Below are 20,882 nucleotides of genomic sequence, written 5' to 3'. Positions count from 1 at the left end.
GCCGGAGCCTTTAGAGCATTTTCACACAAAACGGAAACCGGAATCGAAATCAGGCCAAAGCGCGCATGACGGCGAGCCCTGATATGACGGCCGCCATCGAAAGCCCGACGCTTGCAGCGATGTAGATCCCGCCGGCGACGGCCTCGCCGCGCTCGAACAGGGAGATCGCATCCAGCGAGAAGGCCGAGAAGGTGGTGAAGCCGCCGAGGAAGCCGGTAATCAGCAAGAGGCGCAGCTCCATTGAGGCGTTGAACCTGCGTGCGATCAGTTCGGCGAAGACGCCGATGACGAAGCAGCCGACCACATTGACGGCGAGCGTACCCCAGGGAAAGGCGGGCCCCATGAGCCTCAGCGCCCATTGGCCGACGTAATATCTGAGAACGGAACCGATCGCGCCGCCGAGGGCGACAAGGAAAGCCTGAATCATAGACCGGATTTACCGCAATTCGGCAGCTGTTCCAATGGAATCGGGGGAATTCCTGCCACTCGGTAAAATGCCAATGATTTTCTTACGATAGCGCCAAGACCATGCCGCTACCGTGACGGCATGACGCAGCTCCTGTCCATATCGGCCAACACCGCCGCCATTGCCTTCGAATCACTGAGGATACCGCAGCGTGTAGCAACGAGCACGGCAGCGCGTGATGCAAAGCGCATTGCCGACCGGCAATTGAAGGCCGAAAGCCCCGACCAGGCCGAGGAGCCCTCCAGCATCATTCAATCGACGGAAGTGGCGCTCGACCTGATGGCCAAAGGCAACCGCCAGCCGCAGACCGGCCTCAGGCAGGCGCTGCAATCCTACGAAGACGTCTGAGGCAACCGCTTTCCGAACGAAGCCACACCTGGGTTAGGAGCCCGCAGCCATGGCCGCGGGCTCCTGGACTGCGCTCACTTGCCCTGGGCCGACAGCACCTGCAGCACCAGGTCGACCTTGCCGGCCTTCTCAAAGGTCAGCGTCACGGGCACGGTATCGCCCTGCTTGAACGGCGTTTTCACCTTCTGGAACATCAGATGCAGGTTGCCGGGCTCGAGCTTGACGGTTTCGCCCGCAGCAATGGCGATGCCATCCTTCAGCTGCCGCATCCGCATGACATTGTCCTTCGTTTCCATCGCATGGATCTGAACCTCACCGGCCGCGGGCGAGCTTACCGACACCAGGCGATCGTCCGCCTGGCCGCTATTCCTCACCGTGAAGAAGCCGCCGCCGACCGGCTGGCCGGGCAGCATCGCCTTGGCGAAACCGCCTGAGATTTCAAGATCCCCCGCCTTGACCGTTTCGCCGGCCGGCACCGCAGCGCCCATTCCCGACATGTCCATGCCGGTTTTACCCATGTCCATGCCGGCCATGTCGTGATCGTGACCATGGCTATCCCCGGCGACGATCTTCAAGAGCGGCGCCGGATTTTTCATCCCATGCGGGTCGCTGCCGTCCTTTGCCACCTGATCCCAGGCCGCAACCGCGTCGCCGCACATCTGGATCACCGGAAAGGCCAGCGACGTACCCGCCGCAATGCCGGATACCTTCCCCTGGATGACGAAGGTGTCGTAGAAATCGTCGGAAAGATTGCCGTTCTTCCAGCGGATCTCGACCGCGCCCGTCTTCACCTTGTCGCCGTGGTTGTCGTAGGTCTTCTGGTAGTCGCCCTTGATCACTTCGAGCTCCCAGCCGGCTTTCGGCTGTGGCTTGGCGAAGACGAAGCCCTCCGGGAGTTTGACCCGCACTTCGGTGGTCGCCTTGCCGTCGCAACCATGCGGCAGCTGCAGCGTGGCGAGAATGGTGGTTTCCTGCGTCGCCTCCTTGTTGAGGAAGGTCATATGTGCCTCGGCGGCAAAGGCGGTTGCGGAAAGAAGCGCGGCAAGCGCAAAAGTCTTGATAGTCTTCATCGGATATCTCCTCGCCGGCCGCGGACTTCTCTTGGGCGGACCGGCATGCTGCGTCATAGGTTGCGGAGGCAGATCAGATGAGGGACGGAGGCGCGCGCGAATTCGCCCGGCTGACGGCGCTGGCGCCGGCAAAGGCGGCGATCTCGATCGGCGCATTGCCGAGCGAGGCGAGCTTGCGCTCAAGCCAGGACCCCGCATCCGGCGTCGGCAGGATCACCGAGGCCGATAGCCGGCAGGCCTCGCAATTCGGCTTGAAGGCGACAGTCTTGCCGCCGGTGTCTATCACGGTGACGCAAAGCGAGGCAAAGCTGCCGTCGGGCAGCATATAGTCGGCAGCGTCATAGCCGTCGGAAGCGACAGCCTGCGGCGCCTGGTGGGCAAATCCGAGCAAAAGCAAGCTCAAGGCGCAAAGCATGCGCAGAAAGAGCGTTGCTTTCAGTCCGTTCCGCCGCATGAGATCCCCTTCAACAGCATGTCGCGATAGCCGGTTTCCCCTCAGATTGCAAAAGCAGATTTGCCGCAGCTGGCGGCCGGACCTGACTATGGCGACAAAAATTTGTCCGGCCACGACATTTGGCCTTGCCAAGCGCTGCGCCCGCCGGATAATTGCGGCCAACCCTGTTGGGAGAATCCGGTGCTTTCGCCACCGGTGCCGAAGGAGCAACCGCCCCGGAAACTCTCAGGCCAAAGGACCAGCAAGGGGCAGACGGAACTCTGGAGAGAAGCGTTCTCGAAACGCTCGCCGAAGGGATAACAATCTCAGGCGTCAAGGACAGAGGGGGCTCAGGAGAGAAGTGCGCAGCCGCGCCTTCAGATTTGAGCCCGCGCCTTCGCAACAAGGCGCAAACCCCGGAGGCGTCGTTTGGACGATACTGCTGCCCTGAAGAAAACCCCGCTGCATGCCCTGCATCTTTCGCTCGGCGCCCGCATGGTGCCGTTCGCGGGTTACGACATGCCGGTTCAATATCCGGCAGGCGTGATGAAGGAGCACCTTCATACCCGCACCGAGGCCGGCCTCTTCGATGTCTCCCACATGGGACAGGTCATCGTGAAGGCTAAGTCGGGCAGCTACGAGGATGCGGCTCTGGCGCTCGAAAGCCTCGTGCCGGTCGATATCTTAGGCCTTGCCGAAGGCCGCCAGCGCTATGGCTTCTTCACCGACGACAGCGGCTGCCTCCTCGACGATCTGATGATCACTCATGTCGACGACCATCTTTTCGTCGTTGTCAACGCCTCGTGCAAGGAGGCCGATCTCGCCCATCTGCAGGCCCATATCGGCGACCAGTGCGACATCACGCTTCTGAACCGCGCTTTGATCGCGCTGCAGGGACCGCGTGCGGTCGAGGTTCTCGCCGAACTCTGGGCCGATGTCGCGGCGATGAAGTTCATGGATGTGCGCCACTGCCGCCTGCACGACGTTTCCTGCCTCGTCTCGCGCTCGGGCTACAGCGGCGAGGACGGCTTCGAAATCTCGGTTCCCGCCGACAAGGCCGTGGATGTCACCATGCGGTTGCTCGAACATCCCGACGTCCAGGCGATCGGTCTCGGCGCCCGTGATTCGCTGCGCCTGGAAGCCGGTCTCTGCCTTTATGGCAACGATATCGACACGACCACCTCGCCGGTCGAGGCGGCGCTGGAATGGGCGATGCAGAAGGCGCGGCGCGCCGGCGGCGCGCGTGCCGGCGGTTTTCCCGGCTCCGGCCGCATTCTCTCCGAACTCGAAAACGGCGCCGCCCGCCGCCGTGTCGGCCTGAAGCCGGAAGGCAAGGCGCCGGTGCGCGGCCATGCCAGGCTCTATGCCGATGCCGAGGGCCAGACCGAAATCGGTGAAGTCACCTCCGGCGGCTTCGGCCCCAGCGTCGAAGGCCCCGTCGCCATGGGCTACGTGCCGGTCTCTTATGCCGCGGCCGGCACGCAGGTTTATGCCGAGGTACGCGGCAAGTTCCTGCCCGTCACCGTCTCTGCCCTGCCCTTCGTTACGCCGACCTACAAACGCTGAAACCCTGTTTCCGAAAGGATTTTTCCATGCTGAAATTTACCGCTGAACATGAATGGCTTGAACTCGACGGCGATGTCGCAACCGTCGGCATCACCACCTATGCCGTCGAACAGCTGGGCGATCTCGTCTTCGTCGAGCTGCCCGAAGTCGGCAAGAGCTTTGCGAAGAACGACGATGCGGCAACCGTCGAATCCGTCAAGGCAGCTTCCGAAGTCTATTGTCCGCTCGACGGCGAGATCACCGCTGTCAACGAGGCGATCGTCGCCGATCCCTCGCTCATCAACTCCGATCCGCAGGGTGCTGGCTGGTTCTTCAAGCTGAAGCTCAAGAATCGTGCCGATGCCGATGGCCTGCTCGACGAGGCCGCCTATAAGGAGCTCATCGCGTAATGACGACGCCGACCGAATTCCAGTTCACTGACTATCAGCCCTACGATTTCGCCAATCGCCGCCATATCGGCCCGTCGCCGGCCGAAATGACCGACATGCTGAAGGTGATCGGTTATAACAGCCTCGACGGCTTGATCGATGCGACGCTGCCGCCCGCCATCCGCCAGAAGGCGCCGCTCGTCTGGGGCGCGCCGATGACCGAGCGCGAGGCGCTCGACAAGCTGCGCGAGACCGCCAACAAGAACAAGGTGCTGGTCTCGCTGATCGGCCAGGGCTACTACGGCACGATCACGCCGCCGGTCATCCAGCGCAATATCCTGGAGAACCCAGCCTGGTACACGGCTTACACGCCCTATCAGCCTGAAATCAGCCAGGGCCGTTTGGAAGCGCTGCTGAATTACCAGACGATGATCTCGGACCTGACCGGCCTCGATGTCGCCAACGCCTCACTGCTCGACGAGGCGACCGCCGCTGCCGAAGGCATGGCAATGGCCGAGCGCGTCTCCAAGTCGAAGGCGAAGGCTTTCTTCGTCGATGCCGATTGCCATCCGCAGACCATCGCCCTCATCCGCACCCGCGCCGAACCGCTCGGCTGGAGCGTCATCGTCGGCAATCCCTTCACCGATCTCGATCCCGTCGACGTCTTCGGCGCGATCTTCCAATATCCCGGCACCCATGGTCACGTGCATGATTTCACCGGGCTGATCGCCCGCCTGCACCAGACCGGCGCCATCGCCGTCGTCGCCGCCGATATCCTGGCGCTGACGCTGCTGAAATCGCCCGGCGAAATGGGCGCCGATATCGCCGTCGGCTCCTCGCAGCGCTTTGGCGTCCCGGTCGGCTACGGCGGCCCGCATGCGGCCTATATGGCGGTCAAGGATGCCGTCAAGCGCTCGATGCCCGGCCGCCTTGTCGGCGTTTCCGTCGATGCCCGCGGCAACCGCGCCTATCGCCTGTCGCTGCAGACCCGCGAGCAGCATATCCGCCGCGAGAAGGCAACCTCGAACATCTGCACTGCTCAGGTGCTGCTCGCCGTCATGGCCTCGATGTATGCGGTCTTTCATGGGCCTGATGGCATCAAGGCGATCGCCCAGCAGGTGCATCAGAAGGCCGTGCTGATGGCCAAGGGCCTGGAAAAGCTCGGCTATAAGGTTGAACCCGAAAGCTTCTTCGACACGATCACCGTCGATGTCGGCCATATGCAGGGGCTCATCCTGCGCGCCGCCGTCGCCGAAGGCGTCAATCTGCGCAAGGTCGGCGAGACGAAGATCGGCATGAGCCTCGACGAGCGCAGCCGGCCGGCGACCCTCGAAGCCGTCTGGCGCGCCTTCGGCGGCAATTTCACCATCGCCGATTTCGAGCCGTCCTACCGGCTGCCGAAGGGACTGCTTCGGACCAGCGACTACCTCAGCCATCCGATCTTCCACATGAACCGCGCCGAAAGCGAGATGACGCGTTACATCCGCCGGCTCTCCGACCGGGATCTGGCGCTCGACCGCTCGATGATCCCGCTCGGCTCCTGCACGATGAAGCTCAATGCGACCGCGGAAATGCTGCCGATCACCTGGCCGGAATTTTCCGACATCCATCCCTTCGTGCCACCAGACCAGGCGCTCGGCTACCGCGAGATGCTCGACGACCTGATCGAAAAGCTCTGCGCCGTCACCGGCTACGACGCCTTCTCGATGCAGCCGAATTCCGGTGCGCAAGGCGAATATGCCGGCCTGCTGACGATCCGCAACTTTCATATCGCCAATGGCGAGGGCCATCGCGACGTCTGCCTGATCCCGACCTCGGCGCACGGCACCAACCCGGCCTCGGCCCAGATGGTCGGCATGAAGGTGGTGGTCGTCAAGGTGCGCGAGAACGGCGACATCGATCTCACCGATTTCCGCGCCAAGACGGAGGAGCATGCGGCAAACCTCTCCTGCTGCATGATCACCTACCCCTCGACGCACGGCGTCTTCGAGGAGACCGTCAAGGAGATCTGCGATCTGGTGCATGCCAATGGCGGCCAGGTCTATCTCGACGGCGCCAACATGAACGCCATGGTCGGCCTATCCCGCCCCGGCGACATTGGCTCCGACGTGTCGCATCTCAACCTGCACAAGACCTTCTGCATTCCGCATGGCGGCGGCGGTCCCGGCATGGGCCCGATCGGCGTCAAGGCGCATCTGGCGCCCCACCTGCCCGGCCATCCCGAGACCGACGGCCGTCCCGGCGCGGTGTCTGCGGCAGCCTTCGGCTCCGCCTCGATCCTGCCGATCTCCTGGAGCTACTGCCTGATGATGGGCGGCGAAGGCCTGACGCAGGCGACCAAGGTGGCGATCCTCAACGCCAACTACATCGCCGCCCGGCTGAAGGGCGCCTATGACGTGCTCTACAAGTCGAAGACCGGCCGCGTGGCGCATGAATGCATCATCGACACGCGGCCGCTGGTCGACAGTGCCGGCGTCACCGTCGACGATGTCGCCAAGCGGCTGATCGACTGCGGCTTCCATGCTCCCACCATGAGCTGGCCGGTGGCCGGTACGCTGATGATCGAGCCGACGGAAAGCGAGACCAAGGCCGAACTCGACCGTTTCTGCGAGGCGATGCTGGCGATCCGTGAGGAAGCCCGCGCCATCGAGGACGGCCGCATGGACAAGGTCAACAACCCGCTGAAAAACGCCCCGCACACGGTGGAAGACCTCGTCGGCGAATGGGACCGCCCCTACAGCCGGGAACAGGCCTGCTTCCCGCCCGGCGCCTTCCGCGTCGACAAATACTGGTCGCCGGTCAACCGCGTCGACAACGTCTATGGCGACCGCAACCTGATCTGCACCTGCCCGCCGGTGGAAAGCTACGCGGAAGCAGCGGAGTAACAGCAATTCGGCAAGCCCCTCCCGTCGTCGGGAGGGGCTGGTTGCGGCCTCAACGTTTGGCAAGCGGTCGAACCCAGCGATGCCCGTTTCTGGGCACAGGGTTCAAATTTAACCTTTCTTAGCAAGTCCCTGTTAGCTTTTCATAAAGGCGGTTCCGATCACCGTCGATCTCTTGTTTTGCGTACAGGTTCTCATGCGTCCATCGGCTGTATCTGCAATCTTCCTCGCCGCCCTGATCCTGTCGGGATGCGCCGCCAGTTCCGGCGCCGAAGATGTGCTCACTCCTGTGCCTTCGGCGGAAACAACCAATGCCATCACCAAGCCGGACGGCCCGATACCGGCCGCCGCCGTGGGCGACACCGCACAGGCAAGCGCGCCGCAGGAAGCGTTGAGCTGGACCGGGCCGGTTCCGGAGCCGCAGGCGCTCGTGCCCGCGGAAAGGCCGGTCGGCATGCCGATGCCGACAGAAAAGCCCGTCGCGATGCTCATGCCTTCCAACCCAAGAATCGAGCCCGATCTCCGCACGAGATCGCCATCGCGCGGCCAGATCTACGGCCACCGTTTCCGCGACGCCAAGCCGATTAATTTCGGCTCGACGTCGCCGAGAAAGCTTGCCGTGCACGGCGTCGACGTATCGCGCTGGCAAGGTGAAATCGACTGGGAGACGTTGCGCAGGCAAGGCGCGAACTTCGTCTATATCAAGGCGACGGACGGCGGCGATCACCTCGATCCGATGTTCAGGAAGAACTGGCGCCGTGCCAAGGAAGCCGGCCTGAAACACGGCGCCTACCACTTCTTTTACTGGTGCCGGACGGCCGGTGAACAGGCCGACTGGTTCATCCGCAACGTGCCGAGAGAAGCAAACGCGCTTCCGCCCGTGATCGACGTCGAATGGAACGGCGAATCGAGCTGCAAGCGGCGGATTTCCCCCGCCCGCGTCCGGGAAAAGATGCAGGTGTTCATGGACAAGCTGGAGCGCCATTACGGCCAGCGCCCGATCATCTACACGGCGCCGGATTTCTACCGCGACAATTTGAGGGGCCAGATGCTCGACTATCCCTTCTGGCTGCGCTCAGTGGCTGCCCATCCCTCCAAAGTCTATCCGGGCCGCAAATGGGTCTTCTGGCAATATTCCGGTTCGGGTCTTTCCGACGGCGTCGACGGCAAGATCGACCTCAACGTCTTCAACGGCAACGAGAGCGATTGGCACGACTGGGTGGCATCGCGATAGTGAAGAGTTCTTGTGCCAATCCGGAACAAGCGGAACGGCAACACGTGCGTTCGACAGATCTTTGCTAACGCAACGCCTTCAGCATTCTCTAAATCCTTGTCGGTAAAAGACGATTATCCAGTTCTGGGGAAACGGCTGATGAGCATATCGGGAATCACGAACATTGCTCTTTCGGGCATGCGGGCACAGACGACGCGGATCGACGCGATTGCCAACAACGTCGCCAACAGCAGCACATCAGGTTACGCCAGCCTGAACACCAGCCTCACCACTGTCGCATCAGGCGGCGTTCAGGCAACCGTCAACCCGACCGCGTCGGATGTCGATCCGGCCACCGAACTGACCGATCTCATCGAAGCCGAACAGGCCTATAAGGCGAACGCCGTGGTCTTCGAGACCGGCGCGGATATGTGGGAAATGCTGATGAGCATTAAGCGCGACTGAGTGCGATTCCCAAAGTCGTCGCGCTGTTATGATTCTACTTGGATCGGACCTTTGTCGATCTGCCGTCACCTCGGCCGTCGCGAAATCAGCCGCTCTGCTAGCAGAATTGCCCTGTAGGCGCTCATACATCATCTCAGGAAAGAATTCCGCTTGCGCCGCATTACCTTATCAATTCTTCTGAATTTCGCCCTGATAACCAGTGCTGGCGCCAGCGACGACCTTTCCGGTGTTTGGCGTGACCTGTTCACACGCTGTCGAACTGCCGTGGAGACAGGCAAAGACTTCGATGCGACAGGATTACGCGACCTTGGGCGTGACGTCAGGACGGTGGCCCCGGTGACCGCTCCTGGGGTCCCCTTTCCACTTCTGCATGGGTACAAAATGGCTGAACAGCGCTGGGAGGTTCCCGGAGCCCGTTTCATCGTCGTGGAAACCGAGTATCCACCCGATCATGGCAAATCAAGACGTTCGTGCGAACTCGAACTCGCTCAGGGAGCAAAGCCGATCTCGGCGGACGAGGAAAACCACTTGAGGACGGCATTTCTCGCGGAGCGAGATCAACTCCACGGCACTGGGCGCTACGAGCGCTGGAATCCGGACCCCATATTTTCCACCAACTTTGGTGTTCGGTTAGCCGAAAAAAATCCCTCCGGCTGCCGCGTCGTCTCTATCATGCAAATCGAAACACGATCCCAATCGCTATCGTTTTTCGCGACAGGTACCGCTGAGCAAGACGCAGCCTGTGGTGCAGCGCCTCGTCTTGCGCATCCATAAAACAGGACCCGGTGATCTTGACGGAGCCAAACCGGCTTCACCAGCAACGCTTAGCGGTAATTTCAGCAAGCCCATGCGAACGGCGTCAAGAATGCGCCGGCTCGCTTTGACGCTGCGCGGCAAGGGCCGCGAGATCGGCGGGTTTCAACTCGACGGATTCGCCGCAGCCGCAGGCCGATGTCTGGTTCGGATTGGTGAAGGTGAAGCCGGAGCGCAGCGTCGTCTGCTCGAAGCCCATCTCTGTGCCGAGCAGATAGAGCACGGCCGATGGTTCGACCCAGACCCTGGCGCCGTCGCGCTCGATCAGGTCGTCCTTGGCGTTGGGTTCGGTCACCAGGTCGATGGTATACTCCATCCCGGCGCAGCCGCCCTTCTTGATGCCGACGCGAACGCCTTTGGCTTCCGGCCCGGAATTTTCGACGATCGCCTTGACGCGGGCCGCAGCCCCGTCCGTCATGCTCATCACTGCAAAGCCCATCGGCTTCATCTCCTTCCACAACCGGGGTCAAGATCCGGTGCTTCGTGATTCAAATGTAGTCGTCCGAGGTAAACGGATCAATACCGAGGGATGTCAGTACCAGCCGACGGCGACCTGCGCCTCTTCCGACATGCGGTCCGGCGTCCACGGCGGATCGAAGGTCATTTCGACCTCGACACCAGACACGCCTTCGACGGCGCCGACGGCGTTTTCCACCCAGCCCGGCATCTCGCCGGCGACCGGGCAGCCGGGCGCGGTCAGCGTCATCATGATCTTCACCATCCTGTTGTCCTCGATGTCGATCTTGTAGATCAGACCGAGTTCGAAGATGTCGGCGGGAATTTCCGGGTCGTAGACGGTTTTCAGCGCGCCGATGACGTCGTCGCTCAGCCGTGCCAGTTCATCGGCCGGGATGCTGGAATGCACGATGCCTTCGCGCACGTCGATCTTCTGTTCGCTTTCGTCCAGGCTCATCACGGACACTCCTCAAGCAAAGAACTTGCGCGCATATTCAAGCGCATCGGCCAGGGCATCGACCTCGGCGCGGGTATTGTACATGCCGAAGGATGCACGGCATGTGGCGGTGACGCCGAAGCGTTTCAAGAGCGGCATGGCGCAATGGGTGCCGGCACGCACCGCAATGCCCTGCCGGTCGATCACCATCGAGACGTCGTGGGCGTGGATGCCGGCAAGCTCGAAGGAAAAAATACTGCCCTTGTCGGGCGCCGTGCCGAACACCCGCAGCGAATTGATCGATTGCAGCTGCTCGACCGCGTAAGCGGCAAGATCGGCCTCATGGCTGGCGATCGCCTCGCGGCCGACCTTCTCCATATAGTCGAGCGCATAACCGAGACCGATCGCCTGGACGATCGGCGGCGTACCGGCTTCGAAGCGATGCGGCGGATCGTTGTAGGTGACCGCATCCTCGGCAACCTCGAAGATCATCTCGCCGCCGCCCTGGAAGGGGCGCATCTCGAAAAGCCGCTCCTTCTTGCCGTAGAGCACGCCGATGCCCGACGGGCCGTAGAGCTTGTGGCCGGTCATGACGTACCAGTCGCAATCGATATCCTGCACGTCGACCGGGAGATGCACGGCGCCCTGGCTGCCGTCGATCAAGACCGGAATGCCGCGTTCATGCGCGATGCGGCAGACCTCTTTGACCGGAACGATCGTGCCGAGCGCATTCGACATATGGGTGATGGCGACGAGCTTGGTGCGCTCCGTCAGGCTTTTCTCGAAATCCTCAATATGGAAGGCGCCCTCGTCATCCACCGGCACCCAGACCAGTTTGGCGCCCTGCCGCTCGCGAATGAAATGCCAGGGCACGATGTTGGAGTGGTGCTCCATGATCGTCAGGACGATCTCGTCACCTTCGCCGAGTTTGGGCATGCCCCAGCCATAGGCGACGGTGTTGATCGCTTCCGTCGAATTCTTGGTGAAGACGATGTCGTTGACCGAAGGGGCGTTGAGGAAACGGCGAACCTTCTCGCGCGCCGCCTCATAGGCATCGGTCGCGGCATTGGAGAGATAGTGCAGGCCGCGATGCACATTGGCGTATTCGTGGCTATAGACCTGCGAGATCGCGTCGATCACCGACTGCGGCTTCTGGGCCGAGGCGCCGTTGTCGAGATAGACCAGCGGCTTGCCGTGCACCTTCTCCGCCAAGATCGGAAAATCCCGGCGGATGGCTTCAACGTCGTATTGCGTGGCCGGCACGATCTTGTCCATGGCTATATCCGATCAGGCGTGCTTTTCGAGCCAGGCCGAAATCACGCCTTCCAGCGCCTCGACCAGGGCCTCGTCTTCAAGTTCCTCGACGATCTCGGCGACGAAGGCGTTGACGAGCATTGCCCGCGCCTTGTTCTCCGGAATGCCGCGCGCCATCATGTAATAGAGATGATTGGCGTCGATATCGGTCACCGTCGCGCCGTGGCCGCACTGGACGTCGTCGGCGAAGATCTCGAGCTCGGGCTTGACCGAGAACTCGGCATCGTCCGACATCAAAAGCGTGTTGCACGCCATTTTGGCGTCGGTCTTCTGCGCATCGGGCGCCACCCGGATCATGCCCTGGAAGACACCCTTGGCGCGGTCGAACACCACGTTGCGGATCACCTCGGTCGAGCCGGTATGCGGCACGTCGTGGCCGAGCACCATCGTCACGTCGGTATGGCTCTCGGCCCCGAGCAGGTTGATGCCGCGCAGCGTCAGATCGGCGCCCTCGCCGGTCACCTTGATGTGCAGTTCCTGGCGCACCAGCCTGCCGCCGGCATTGATGACAAACAGGCGAAGCTTGGCATCGGCGCCGAGATCGACGCGGATCTGGCCGAGATGCGTATCGTCAGCACCCTGCTGCTGCAGGATGATCCATGTCAGTTCCGTGCCTTTGCCGACGGTGATGTCACTGACATGGGACACGAAGGCAGCATCGCCCGTCACCGCACGGTGACGCTCGATAACGGTTGCCTTGACGCCGGCGCCGAAGGAAACGGGAAGGCGCGTATGCGTCTGCCCGCCAGCATGGATGAACTGGATCTCGAGCGGATTTTCAAGCTCGGTATCATCGGGCACGTCAACCACATAGCCGTCGCGCACGAAGCTGCCATTGATGCGGCCGACCGCATCGTCGCTGCCGAGCGCATCGAGCCCGCCTGCGGCCGAGCCGTCACGCAGACGTTCGCTATAGGCTGACACGCCAAGGCCCTCTGCGACCGCCTTCTGATTGGCATGGCCCTGGATCACCGCCAGCACCCTGGAACCCGCGACGAGCGGCTCAAGCGGGTCGGAGCCGGCGTCGCCTGCCTGCGGCGGCAAGCCGCGCAGCAGGTTTTTGAAGTCGGTGTAATGCCAGGCTTCGATGCGGCGCGTCGGCAGGCCGGCCTTCTTCAGGTCATCGAGAAGCCGGTCGCGCAGCGCCGTCACCATGCCGTTGCCCGGCAACTCGCCGATCTGCTGGTTGAAGGCGTCGATCAGCGCGGTTTCGGCCGCGGTCAGGCGACTCGTCGTCTGCATGTTCATGGAGGTCGTCCTTTCCACCCGAACTCAGGCCGCCGCGCCGATGATATCGGCATAGCCGTTGGCTTCGAGCTCATGCGCCAGCGTCTTGTCACCCGACTTGATCACCTGGCCCTTGTAGAGCACGTGAACCGTATCAGGCACGATATAGTCGAGCAGGCGCTGATAGTGGGTGATGACGACGACAGCGCGATCGGGCGAACGCAACGCATTGACGCCGTCGGCGACGATCTTCAGCGCGTCGATGTCGAGGCCCGAGTCGGTTTCGTCGAGCACGCAGAGCTTCGGCTCCAGCAGGGCCATCTGCAGGATCTCGGCGCGCTTCTTCTCGCCGCCGGAGAAGCCGACGTTGAGCGGCCGCTTCAGCATCTCGGTGTTGATCTGCAGCTTGGCCGCAGCATCCTTGACGCGACGCATGAAATCCGGCGTCGTCAGTTCGTCCTCGCCACGCGCCTTGCGCTGCTCGTTCATCGCCACCTTGAGGAACTGCATGGTGGCGACACCCGGGATTTCGACCGGATACTGGAAGGCAAGGAAGACACCCTTGGCGGCGCGCTCGGACGGATCGAGCTCGAGAATGCTCTCGCCATTATAGAGAATGTCGCCCTCGGTGACTTCGTAGTCGCTGCGGCCGGACAGCACATAGGAGAGTGTGGACTTGCCGGAGCCGTTCGGCCCCATGATCGCGGCAACTTCGCCAGCCTTCACGGTGAGGTTCAAGCCACGGATGATCTCGGTGCCGTCTTCGGCAATGCGGGCATGAAGGTTTCTGATTTCAAGCATCTTTGGTTCCTGCGTTTTCTCTGCGTAGCTCATTAGAGCCTCGCGTAATTTCTAAGGGCGTCGACGTGTTATGCTCGGCGCTATCGCGCCAAAAAACGAATGACACGGAAAACCGTGAGCGTTGCGAGCCAAAGCCATTCGAGAATCTGAATAAACTTTCCTGGTTTTTCCATGCGCTGCTGGAGAAACACGTAAGGCTGCTCCGGCGGCTTTTCTGTCTCGTATCTGCTTTCGCGAGGGCGAATTCTCGCCAATATTTCCCCGCGCATATTCTCCAGACGTTCAAGAATGCGCTTCTTGTCCGCCTCGTCCATGTCAGCCCACAGAGCCTTCCAGCGAAATACTGATCAGCTTCTGCGCCTCGACAGCGAATTCCATCGGCAGCTCCTGCAGCACTTCCTTGACGAAGCCGTTGACGATCAGTGCAATCGCCGCCTCTGTCGGGATACCGCGCTGCAGGCAGTAGAACAGCTGATCCTCGGAGATCTTCGAGGTCGTCGCTTCGTGCTCGAACTGCGCCGTCGAGTTCTTCGCCTCGATGTAGGGCACGGTATGGGCGCCGCACTTGTCGCCGATCAACAGCGAATCGCATTGCGTGAAATTGCGTGCGTTCGACGCCTTGCGGTGGGCCGAGACCTGGCCGCGGTAGGTGTTGTTGGAGACGCCGGCGGCGATGCCCTTGGAGACGATGCGGCTCGACGTATTCTTGCCGAGATGGATCATCTTGGTGCCGCTGTCGATCTGCTGATGGCCGTTCGACACGGCGATCGAATAGAACTCGCCTCTGGAGTCGTCGCCGCGCAGGATGCAGGAAGGATATTTCCAGGTGATCGCCGAGCCGGTTTCGACCTGCGTCCAGGAGATTTTCGAGCGGTCGCCGCGGCAATCGCCGCGCTTGGTGACGAAATTGTAGATGCCGCCCTTGCCTTCCTTATCACCCGGATACCAGTTCTGGACGGTGGAATATTTGATCTCGGCATCGTCGAGAGCCACGAGCTCGACCACGGCGGCATGCAGCTGATTTTCATCGCGCTGCGGCGCCGTGCAGCCTTCGAGGTAGGAGACGTAGGCGCCCTCTTCCGCGATGATCAGCGTGCGCTCGAACTGGCCGGTGCCCTTCTCGTTGATGCGGAAATAGGTCGACAGTTCCATCGGGCAGCGAACGCCCTTCGGCACGAAGACGAAGGAGCCGTCGGTAAACACAGCCGAATTCAACGTCGCGTAATAATTGTCCGAGGTCGGCACGACCGAACCGAGATATTTCCGGACGAGATCGGGATGTTCGCGGATGGCTTCCGAGATCGACATGAAGATCACGCCGGCCTTCTTCAGCTCCGCCTTGAAGGTGGTGACGACCGAGACACTGTCGAAGACCGCGTCGACAGCGATCTTCGGCTTCTCGACGCCGGCCAGGATCTCCTGCTCACGCAGCGGGATGCCGAGCTTCTCATAGACCTTCAACAGCTCCGGATCGACCTCGTCGAGCGACTTCGGACCCGGCGTGCTCTTCGGCGCGGCGTAGTAATGGATGTCGTTGAAATCGATCTTCGGATAATTGACGCGCGCCCAGGTCGGCTCTTCCAGCGTCAGCCAGCGCCGATAGGCCTCCAGACGCCATTCCAGCATCCATTCCGGCTCCTGCTTCTTGGCCGAAATGAAGCGGATGATATCCTCGGACAGGCCCTTCGGCGCCTTGTCCATTTCGATGACGGTCTCGAAACCGTATTTGTACTGGTCCACATCGATCAGGCGCACCTGGTCGATCGTTTCCTGCACGGCAGCCATTTCATTCTCCAATCTCGCCGGATCCAAGGTCCGGCAGCTTGTAGCATATGGGCAATCGTCTCGCCCTTCCTGTCGGGCAATCGCTTGCCCTGATGGTCGGGCAATTCCTTGCCCTGATGTAAGAGGCCAAAAGGGACTTTTCAGCCCGCTTGGCAAGCGGAAATTTGCGTTTCCGCAAGTTTATGATGCGGTCAGGCCGCCTCGCCCGCCGACCTGCGCCGGCAGGCGATCTTCGCAAAAGCGGCAACCGCCCTGTCTATGTCTTCTTCCGTGGTCGAGAAGCCGAGCGAGATGCGCAGTGCGCCGAGCTTGGCGTCGCGGCCCATCGCCGTCAGCACATGGCTTTCGCCAAGCCGTCCCGACGAGCAGGCCGAACCCGCCGAAAGCGCCACACCTTCGAGATCGAAAGCGATCTGTCCGGTCTCGGCCTTCAAACCCGGCAGGGTGAAGAAGATCGTATTGGCGACGCGCTCGCCGCTCTCGCCATGGATGATCACGTCGGCGGCGTGCCGTCGCATGCCTTCCTCCAGCCGCTCGCGCAACGCGCCGATTGCCGCATTGCGTGTCTCCAGCTCGCCCGCGGCCATCTCCGCCGCCGCGCCAAAGCCGATCAGCGCCAGCGAATTCTGTGTCCCTGAGCGGTGACCACGTTCCTGCCCGCCACCCTGGATCAGCGGCCGCGGCATCAACGCCTCGCCGCGCGCAATCAGCGCGCCGGCGCCCTTCGGCCCGCCGATCTTGTGCGAGGAGACGATCATGAAATCGGCGCCGATCCTGTTGATATCGAGCGGGATGCGGCCGGCCGCCTGCACCGCGTCGACCACGAAAAGCCCGCCATGGGCATGCACGATTTTTGCCGCCGCCTCGACCGGCTGGACGATGCCCGTCTCGTTGTTGACGAGCATGACGGCGACCATCGGCAGGCCGGCGGCCTTGTCATGGGCAGCAAGCAAGGGGTCAAGCGCGTCGAGATCGACGATGCCGGCTTCCGTCACCGGAATTTCGGTCATCTTCTCCTTGGGAAAGCGTCCGCCCTCGCGCACGGCGGGGTGTTCGATCGCCGAAAAATAGAGACGGCCAAGCTGAAGCGGCGTACGCCCCATGCGGAAATCCGGCGTCAGAACCAGATTGGCGGCTTCCGTCGCGCCGCTGGTGAAGACCACATTGCCGGCATCGGTGCCAGCCAGCGCCGCTACCTCGCGTCGCGCGCCTTCGATGGCGGCGCGCGCAGCGCGCCCCTCTCCATGCACGCTGTTCGGATTGCCAAACACGTCGATGGCGCGCATGATCGCCTCGCGCGCTGCCGGGTGCAGCGGCGCTGTGGCATTCCAGTCGAGATAAAGGCGTGGCGGCGCCATGATCTTCAGTCCTGCGCTTGACGAGCTTGCTTCAGCACCCGCGGTTCATTTTTCTTGAAATTTCCGCCGGGCTTGCCTTATGACACGTTCCACGAAGCGTGGATCGCCATGCAAGTTTCGAATTGTTCTAAACTGCGTTTTAGAAAAGCTGACAACGTTAGTCAAGTCATGTTGTCGTCCAACGCAGCGCGAACGCGAAATAAAACCCGGAGTACCAATGCCCGAAGTAATTTTCAACGGCCCAGCCGGCCGTCTTGAAGGCCGCTACCAGCCCTCCAAGGAAAAAAGCGCGCCCATCGCCCTGATCCTGCATCCGCATCCGCAGTTCGGCGGCACGATGAACAATCAGATCGTCTACCAGCTCTTCTACATGTTCCAGAAGCGCGGGTTCACGACGTTGCGCTTCAATTTCCGGGGCATCGGCCGCAGCCAGGGCGAATTCGACCACGGCGCCGGCGAATTGTCGGATGCCGCCTCCGCGCTCGACTGGGTGCAGAGCCTGCACCCCGATTCGAAGACCTGTTGGGTCGCCGGTTATTCCTTCGGTTCCTGGATCGGCATGCAGCTCCTGATGCGCCGGCCGGAGATCGAGGGCTTCATGTCGATCGCCCCGCAGCCCAATACCTACGACTTCTCCTTCCTGGCGCCCTGCCCCTCCTCCGGCCTGATCATCAACGGCGAGGCCGACAAGGTGGCGCCGGAAAAGGACGTCAACGGTCTTGTGGAGAAGCTGAAGACCCAGAAGGGCATCCTCATCACCCATCGCACTGTGGCCAACGCCAACCACTTCTTCAACGGTCAGGTGGAGACGCTGATGAGCGAATGCGAGGACTATCTCGACCGCCGCCTCAACGGCGAACTGGTGCCGGAGCCGGCCGCCAAACGGATCCGCTAAACCGCAGCGCGAACGCGCCGCGTCTTGCGGAGGGCTCGAGACCCAGTCGGATCTCTTGTCCCGAAACAGATCACTTACCGTGTTGCAATATATTGCAGTGCGGTAGGTTCCTCGCGATCCAAACAGAAGCGAGGTCCGCAAATGACCAAGTCGTTCGGGGAAGTCCTGGATAAGTATAAGGGAATCGGTCCGGGATTTGATTTTCTTCGAATAGGGCTCGCCTTTTCTATCGTATTGACCCATTCGTTTTTACTCACCGGAAATAATGACTTCATCAGAGGGTCGATATTCTGGTTCACCGAATACGCTCTAGTTCCGATGTTCTTCGCATTGAGCGGATTCCTGATCGCCGGCAGCGCCCAGCGCCTGAGCCTCCGGAACTTCCTGACCAATCGCGGATTGCGCATCGTCCCGGCTCTTGCCGTCGATATCGTCGTCTGTTCGCTGATCATCGGGCCGATCGTCACGATCGTCCACCATGCCGACTATTTCACCGATCCGCGCTTCTTCAAATACTTCCTGAACATCGTCGGCTGGATCCATTACGAGCTGCCGGGCGTGTTCCAGGATAATCCGAGCCAGAAGGTCAATGGCGCTCTCTGGACGGTTCCCTGGGAGATCTTCTGCTACATCATCATGTCGTTCCTGATGATCACGGCCATCGTCAAGACACGCTACAAGCTGCTCGCCGTGACGGCCGCCTACATCGTCATCGGCCTCATCGTGCAGAAGATGCCCTATCTGCTGCCTGCTACAATCAAGCCCGTCGCCCGCGTCCTGTTCATGAGCCGAGGCTCACAGCTGATAACCGCCTTCCTGATGGGCATCGTTGCCTTCCAGTTCAAGGGGGTCATTCCCCATTCGCGCTGGATCTTCGCCGCCGCCTGCCTCGTTTGCGTCGCTGCCATTCTCACTCTCGACAGCCGGGCAATTGAATCGGTGATCAACCGGCCCATCGTCATCACCTCGCTTGTTTACATGACCGTCTTCATCGGTCTGTCGGAAGTCCCGATCCCCGCCTTCTTCCGAAAAGGCGACTATTCCTACGGCGTTTATCTCTATCACGACCCGTTCCTGCAGATCTGGATAAGCGCGTTTCCGTCGGCCTTTCTCTATCCGAAATATGGGGCGCTGGCGCTCTATGCCGTCGGCCTACCATCGGCTCTCGCCGTCGCGGTGCTCTCCTGGCACTTCATCGAGAAGCCGATCCTCGGCCTTCGCAAGAAGTTCTCGTTCATTGCCCAGGTCAGGGGCGTCGAGGACGGCAACCAGAGCGGGCGCGTTCAGCCGCTTGCCGTCAAGAGCTAGGGATTTTCCGGCCGCATGTCAGCGGCCATCTCGAAAGCCATATCGAGCACTCCATCGATCAAGATCGGCGCACGTTCGCGCATGCCGACCTTCCTGAGAACGCGCTGCGAGGCGATATTTTCGGGATGCGTGAAGGCAATGAAAGCGGGCGCAAGTCTCCTTTCGAAGAACCAGTCGGCCAGAGCGCTCGCCGCTTCTGTTGCCAGGCCCTTGCCCCACGCCTCCTCGATCAGGGAATAACCGAGTTCGAACTGCTCGCTCCCGAACCGCGAAATGCCGGCGCGGCCGACGAAACGTCCGTCCTCGGTGACAATCTTGTATTTGGTCGTGCCGTCGCGGGCCTGTTCCTCGAACCAGCCCCGCAGCCGTTCAGCGGCCTTCTCCGGGCTCCAGGGCGCGCTGCCGGGAAGATATCTGGTCGTTGCCATCGTCGAATGCAGCTGCTGCACAAGGGCCGCATCGCCTTCGTCCCACATGACGAATCTGAGCCGCGGCGTCGTCAGGATGATCCTGTCGCTCATGGCGTTGCGAGCACACCGCCGCTGACGGGAGCGCTGACTCCGGTCGTGCCGGGAAACGTCAGAGGCAGCCCGTCCAGCGAGCGGACGGCGAGATAGGCCCAGGCCTCTGCCTCCATCGCATCGCCATCAAAGCCTGCTTCCTCGGCACTCACCACTCTTGATCCCAAGCCCGCGGCCATCGCCGAGAACTCCGCCATCAAAGTGGCGTTTAGCCGGCCGCCGCCGCAGACGATATAGGTCAATGGAGTTTCCGGGAGAAAACCAGCGGATTTGATGATCGAGGCCGCGGCGACATGCGCGAGCGTCCGGGCGCCGTCTTCGAGGCTCGCCTCGCCCTGATGAAGCGGCGCGAAATCGCCGCGATCGAGCGAGCGGCGGACATTGCCGCGGAAGAACGGGCTTTCCAGATATCGCTCCGCCAGGGCGGCGACCACCTTGCCGCGTCCGCCGATCTCGCCGCCGGGATCATAGGTCTTGCCGGTCTGCATCTCCACCCATTGGTCGATCAGCGTATTGCCCGGTCCGCTGTCGAAGGCGACGATCCGGCCGTCCGTACCGACGAAGGTCAGATTGGAGATGCCGCCGATGTTGACGAAGCAGACCGCCTGCCCCCCCTGCTGGAATTTTCCGGCGAGTGCGGCGTGATAGGCCGGCACCAGCGGCGCGCCCTGCCCGCCATGGACCATGTCGTTGGAGCGCATGTCGTAGACCACCGATATGCCGGTTCGCCGGGCGAGGTCGCCGCCGTCGCCGATCTGAATCGTCAGTCCTTCGTCGGGCCGGTGAAGCACGGTCTGACCATGAAAGCCGAGAACGTCGACGGCATCGGCAGACAGCCCGAAACGCTCAAGGAATGCCGTAACGGCAATTGCATGCCGTTGGGTCAACTCAAGCTCGATGTCACGAAGTTCCGCGGGTCGCTCGCACCTGTCGGTTAGCGGACGCGCCAGGTCCAGCGCCCGCTTGAGCCGCTCGCGAAATTCGGCCTCATAGGGCACACCGAGGAATGGCCCGCGCTCGATGAAGCCGCGGCCGTCTGTCCTGATCAACGCGACATCGATCCCATCCATCGACGTGCCGCTCATCAGCCCGATCGCGGTTCTGATCACGTCCATGAGGCTTGCCTCCCATGCGATTCCCGGATGCACTTTTGTAAA

The 20,882-nt window shown here is 61.7% G+C and carries 22 protein-coding genes and 2 riboswitches; of the genes, 9 read left to right on the top strand and 13 right to left on the bottom strand.

From position 1 onward, the window contains the following. Positions 1-49: 49 nt before the first annotated feature. The gene (gene crcB / locus CO655_RS19095; protein WP_012483949.1) at positions 50-427 is read right to left on the bottom strand and encodes a fluoride efflux transporter CrcB; all 378 of its coding nucleotides are present in this window, start codon (positions 425-427) and stop codon (positions 50-52) included. Positions 428-547: 120 nt separating this feature from the next. On the opposite strand from crcB, the gene CO655_RS19090 reads away from it, so the two are divergent. Beyond that, positions 548-814 (top strand): hypothetical protein, encoded by a 267-nt coding sequence (locus CO655_RS19090; RefSeq protein WP_097605115.1) that lies wholly within the window; start codon positions 548-550, stop codon positions 812-814. Positions 815-888: 74 nt separating this feature from the next. Here CO655_RS19090 and CO655_RS19085 read toward each other — a convergent pair whose 3' ends face one another. Next, the gene (locus CO655_RS19085) at positions 889-1,884 is read right to left on the bottom strand and encodes a copper chaperone PCu(A)C (protein WP_097665942.1); all 996 of its coding nucleotides are present in this window, start codon (positions 1,882-1,884) and stop codon (positions 889-891) included. A gap of 73 nt (positions 1,885-1,957) precedes the next feature. Beyond that, positions 1,958-2,338 (bottom strand): hypothetical protein, encoded by a 381-nt coding sequence (locus CO655_RS19080; RefSeq protein WP_097665940.1) that lies wholly within the window; start codon positions 2,336-2,338, stop codon positions 1,958-1,960. A gap of 158 nt (positions 2,339-2,496) precedes the next feature. Beyond that, a riboswitch (glycine riboswitch) is annotated at positions 2,497-2,585 on the top strand. 3 nt (positions 2,586-2,588) lie between these two features. Beyond that, positions 2,589-2,670, top strand: a riboswitch (glycine riboswitch). A 76-nt stretch (positions 2,671-2,746) separates the two neighbouring features. Between CO655_RS19080 and gcvT the strand changes: the two genes are divergently transcribed. From gcvT to CO655_RS19050, 6 genes are all read left to right on the top strand, one after another. Next, entirely contained in the window at positions 2,747-3,883 is a 1,137-nt protein-coding gene (gcvT, locus tag CO655_RS19075) for a glycine cleavage system aminomethyltransferase GcvT (protein WP_097665938.1), read from the top strand. Between the two features lie 26 nt (positions 3,884-3,909). Continuing rightward, positions 3,910-4,272, top strand: a complete 363-nt coding sequence (gcvH, locus tag CO655_RS19070) for a glycine cleavage system protein GcvH (RefSeq protein ID WP_097665936.1) — start codon at positions 3,910-3,912, stop codon at positions 4,270-4,272. Further along, the gene (gene gcvP, locus CO655_RS19065; protein WP_097665934.1) at positions 4,272-7,136 is read left to right on the top strand and encodes an aminomethyl-transferring glycine dehydrogenase; all 2,865 of its coding nucleotides are present in this window, start codon (positions 4,272-4,274) and stop codon (positions 7,134-7,136) included. Before gcvH ends, gcvP begins: the two co-directional genes overlap by 1 nt. Before the next feature lie 193 nt (positions 7,137-7,329). Then, positions 7,330-8,367 (top strand): GH25 family lysozyme, encoded by a 1,038-nt coding sequence (locus tag CO655_RS19060; protein ID WP_097665932.1) that lies wholly within the window; start codon positions 7,330-7,332, stop codon positions 8,365-8,367. Positions 8,368-8,505: 138 nt separating this feature from the next. Continuing rightward, a complete protein-coding gene (locus tag CO655_RS19055) occupies positions 8,506-8,811 on the top strand; it encodes a flagellar basal body rod C-terminal domain-containing protein (protein WP_097665930.1) in 306 nt (101 codons plus the stop codon). A 150-nt stretch (positions 8,812-8,961) separates the two neighbouring features. Beyond that, positions 8,962-9,585: a hypothetical protein gene (locus CO655_RS19050; protein WP_097665928.1), complete on the top strand. Its 624-nt coding sequence runs from the start codon at positions 8,962-8,964 to the stop codon at positions 9,583-9,585. A gap of 85 nt (positions 9,586-9,670) precedes the next feature. Here CO655_RS19050 and sufA read toward each other — a convergent pair whose 3' ends face one another. From sufA to CO655_RS19010, 8 genes are all read right to left on the bottom strand, one after another. Continuing rightward, positions 9,671-10,063: a Fe-S cluster assembly scaffold SufA gene (gene sufA / locus CO655_RS19045; RefSeq protein WP_003586280.1), complete on the bottom strand. Its 393-nt coding sequence runs from the start codon at positions 10,061-10,063 to the stop codon at positions 9,671-9,673. A gap of 93 nt (positions 10,064-10,156) precedes the next feature. Further along, positions 10,157-10,537, bottom strand: a complete 381-nt coding sequence (locus tag CO655_RS19040; protein WP_010029026.1) for an SUF system Fe-S cluster assembly protein — start codon at positions 10,535-10,537, stop codon at positions 10,157-10,159. Positions 10,538-10,549: 12 nt separating this feature from the next. Next, positions 10,550-11,791, bottom strand: a complete 1,242-nt coding sequence (locus CO655_RS19035) for a cysteine desulfurase (protein ID WP_097665926.1) — start codon at positions 11,789-11,791, stop codon at positions 10,550-10,552. A 12-nt stretch (positions 11,792-11,803) separates the two neighbouring features. Then, entirely contained in the window at positions 11,804-13,078 is a 1,275-nt protein-coding gene (sufD, locus tag CO655_RS19030; RefSeq protein ID WP_097665924.1) for a Fe-S cluster assembly protein SufD, read from the bottom strand. A gap of 24 nt (positions 13,079-13,102) precedes the next feature. After that, positions 13,103-13,858 carry a Fe-S cluster assembly ATPase SufC gene (gene sufC / locus CO655_RS19025; protein ID WP_010028644.1) on the bottom strand — a complete coding sequence of 252 codons (756 nt, stop codon included), beginning with the start codon at positions 13,856-13,858 and terminating at the stop codon, positions 13,103-13,105. An 80-nt stretch (positions 13,859-13,938) separates the two neighbouring features. Next, positions 13,939-14,172, bottom strand: coding sequence for a hypothetical protein (locus tag CO655_RS19020; protein WP_097665922.1), 234 nt, complete (start codon positions 14,170-14,172; stop codon positions 13,939-13,941). 1 nt (position 14,173) lies between these two features. Beyond that, entirely contained in the window at positions 14,174-15,643 is a 1,470-nt protein-coding gene (sufB, locus tag CO655_RS19015) for a Fe-S cluster assembly protein SufB (RefSeq protein ID WP_097665920.1), read from the bottom strand. A 191-nt stretch (positions 15,644-15,834) separates the two neighbouring features. Next, positions 15,835-17,001: a cysteine desulfurase family protein gene (locus CO655_RS19010; protein WP_097665918.1), complete on the bottom strand. Its 1,167-nt coding sequence runs from the start codon at positions 16,999-17,001 to the stop codon at positions 15,835-15,837. Between the two features lie 217 nt (positions 17,002-17,218). Here CO655_RS19010 and CO655_RS19005 point away from each other — a divergent pair, with 217 nt between their 5' ends. After that, positions 17,219-17,896 (top strand): alpha/beta hydrolase, encoded by a 678-nt coding sequence (locus CO655_RS19005; protein ID WP_004675601.1) that lies wholly within the window; start codon positions 17,219-17,221, stop codon positions 17,894-17,896. A 141-nt stretch (positions 17,897-18,037) separates the two neighbouring features. Further along, the gene (locus CO655_RS19000) at positions 18,038-19,204 is read left to right on the top strand and encodes an acyltransferase (RefSeq protein ID WP_097665916.1); all 1,167 of its coding nucleotides are present in this window, start codon (positions 18,038-18,040) and stop codon (positions 19,202-19,204) included. Here CO655_RS19000 and CO655_RS18995 read toward each other — a convergent pair. Continuing rightward, on the bottom strand, positions 19,201-19,725 hold the full coding sequence (locus CO655_RS18995) for a GNAT family N-acetyltransferase (protein WP_170964931.1): 525 nt from the start codon (positions 19,723-19,725) through the stop codon (positions 19,201-19,203). The genes CO655_RS19000 and CO655_RS18995 overlap by 4 nt on opposite strands. Beyond that, on the bottom strand, positions 19,722-20,840 hold the full coding sequence (locus tag CO655_RS18990) for an anhydro-N-acetylmuramic acid kinase (protein ID WP_097665914.1): 1,119 nt from the start codon (positions 20,838-20,840) through the stop codon (positions 19,722-19,724). The genes CO655_RS18995 and CO655_RS18990 overlap by 4 nt, the downstream gene beginning before the upstream one ends. Between the last annotated feature and the right edge of the window lie 42 nt (positions 20,841-20,882).

The organism is Rhizobium sp. M1 (genome assembly GCF_002531805.1).
Lineage (GTDB): Bacteria > Pseudomonadota > Alphaproteobacteria > Rhizobiales > Rhizobiaceae > Rhizobium > Rhizobium etli_C.
The sequence above is the reverse complement of the archived record's forward strand: the minus strand, read 5'-3'. Positions and strand labels throughout refer to the sequence as shown.

Coding starts and splice junctions, on each gene's coding strand:
- crcB (WP_012483949.1), bottom strand. CDS start 427: ATGATTCAGGCTTTCCTTGTCGCCCTCGGCGGCGCGATCGGTTCCGTT.
- CO655_RS19090 (WP_097605115.1), top strand. CDS start 548: ATGACGCAGCTCCTGTCCATATCGGCCAACACCGCCGCCATTGCCTTC.
- CO655_RS19085 (WP_097665942.1), bottom strand. CDS start 1,884: ATGAAGACTATCAAGACTTTTGCGCTTGCCGCGCTTCTTTCCGCAACC.
- CO655_RS19080 (WP_097665940.1), bottom strand. CDS start 2,338: ATGCGGCGGAACGGACTGAAAGCAACGCTCTTTCTGCGCATGCTTTGC.
- gcvH (WP_097665936.1), top strand. CDS start 3,910: ATGCTGAAATTTACCGCTGAACATGAATGGCTTGAACTCGACGGCGAT.
- gcvP (WP_097665934.1), top strand. CDS start 4,272: ATGACGACGCCGACCGAATTCCAGTTCACTGACTATCAGCCCTACGAT.
- CO655_RS19060 (WP_097665932.1), top strand. CDS start 7,330: ATGCGTCCATCGGCTGTATCTGCAATCTTCCTCGCCGCCCTGATCCTG.
- CO655_RS19055 (WP_097665930.1), top strand. CDS start 8,506: ATGAGCATATCGGGAATCACGAACATTGCTCTTTCGGGCATGCGGGCA.
- sufA (WP_003586280.1), bottom strand. CDS start 10,063: ATGGGCTTTGCAGTGATGAGCATGACGGACGGGGCTGCGGCCCGCGTC.
- CO655_RS19040 (WP_010029026.1), bottom strand. CDS start 10,537: ATGAGCCTGGACGAAAGCGAACAGAAGATCGACGTGCGCGAAGGCATC.
- CO655_RS19035 (WP_097665926.1), bottom strand. CDS start 11,791: ATGGACAAGATCGTGCCGGCCACGCAATACGACGTTGAAGCCATCCGC.
- sufD (WP_097665924.1), bottom strand. CDS start 13,078: ATGAACATGCAGACGACGAGTCGCCTGACCGCGGCCGAAACCGCGCTG.
- sufC (WP_010028644.1), bottom strand. CDS start 13,858: ATGCTTGAAATCAGAAACCTTCATGCCCGCATTGCCGAAGACGGCACC.
- CO655_RS19020 (WP_097665922.1), bottom strand. CDS start 14,172: ATGGACGAGGCGGACAAGAAGCGCATTCTTGAACGTCTGGAGAATATG.
- sufB (WP_097665920.1), bottom strand. CDS start 15,643: ATGGCTGCCGTGCAGGAAACGATCGACCAGGTGCGCCTGATCGATGTG.
- CO655_RS19010 (WP_097665918.1), bottom strand. CDS start 17,001: ATGGCGCCGCCACGCCTTTATCTCGACTGGAATGCCACAGCGCCGCTG.
- CO655_RS19005 (WP_004675601.1), top strand. CDS start 17,219: ATGCCCGAAGTAATTTTCAACGGCCCAGCCGGCCGTCTTGAAGGCCGC.
- CO655_RS19000 (WP_097665916.1), top strand. CDS start 18,038: ATGACCAAGTCGTTCGGGGAAGTCCTGGATAAGTATAAGGGAATCGGT.
- CO655_RS18995 (WP_170964931.1), bottom strand. CDS start 19,725: ATGAGCGACAGGATCATCCTGACGACGCCGCGGCTCAGATTCGTCATG.
- CO655_RS18990 (WP_097665914.1), bottom strand. CDS start 20,840: ATGGACGTGATCAGAACCGCGATCGGGCTGATGAGCGGCACGTCGATG.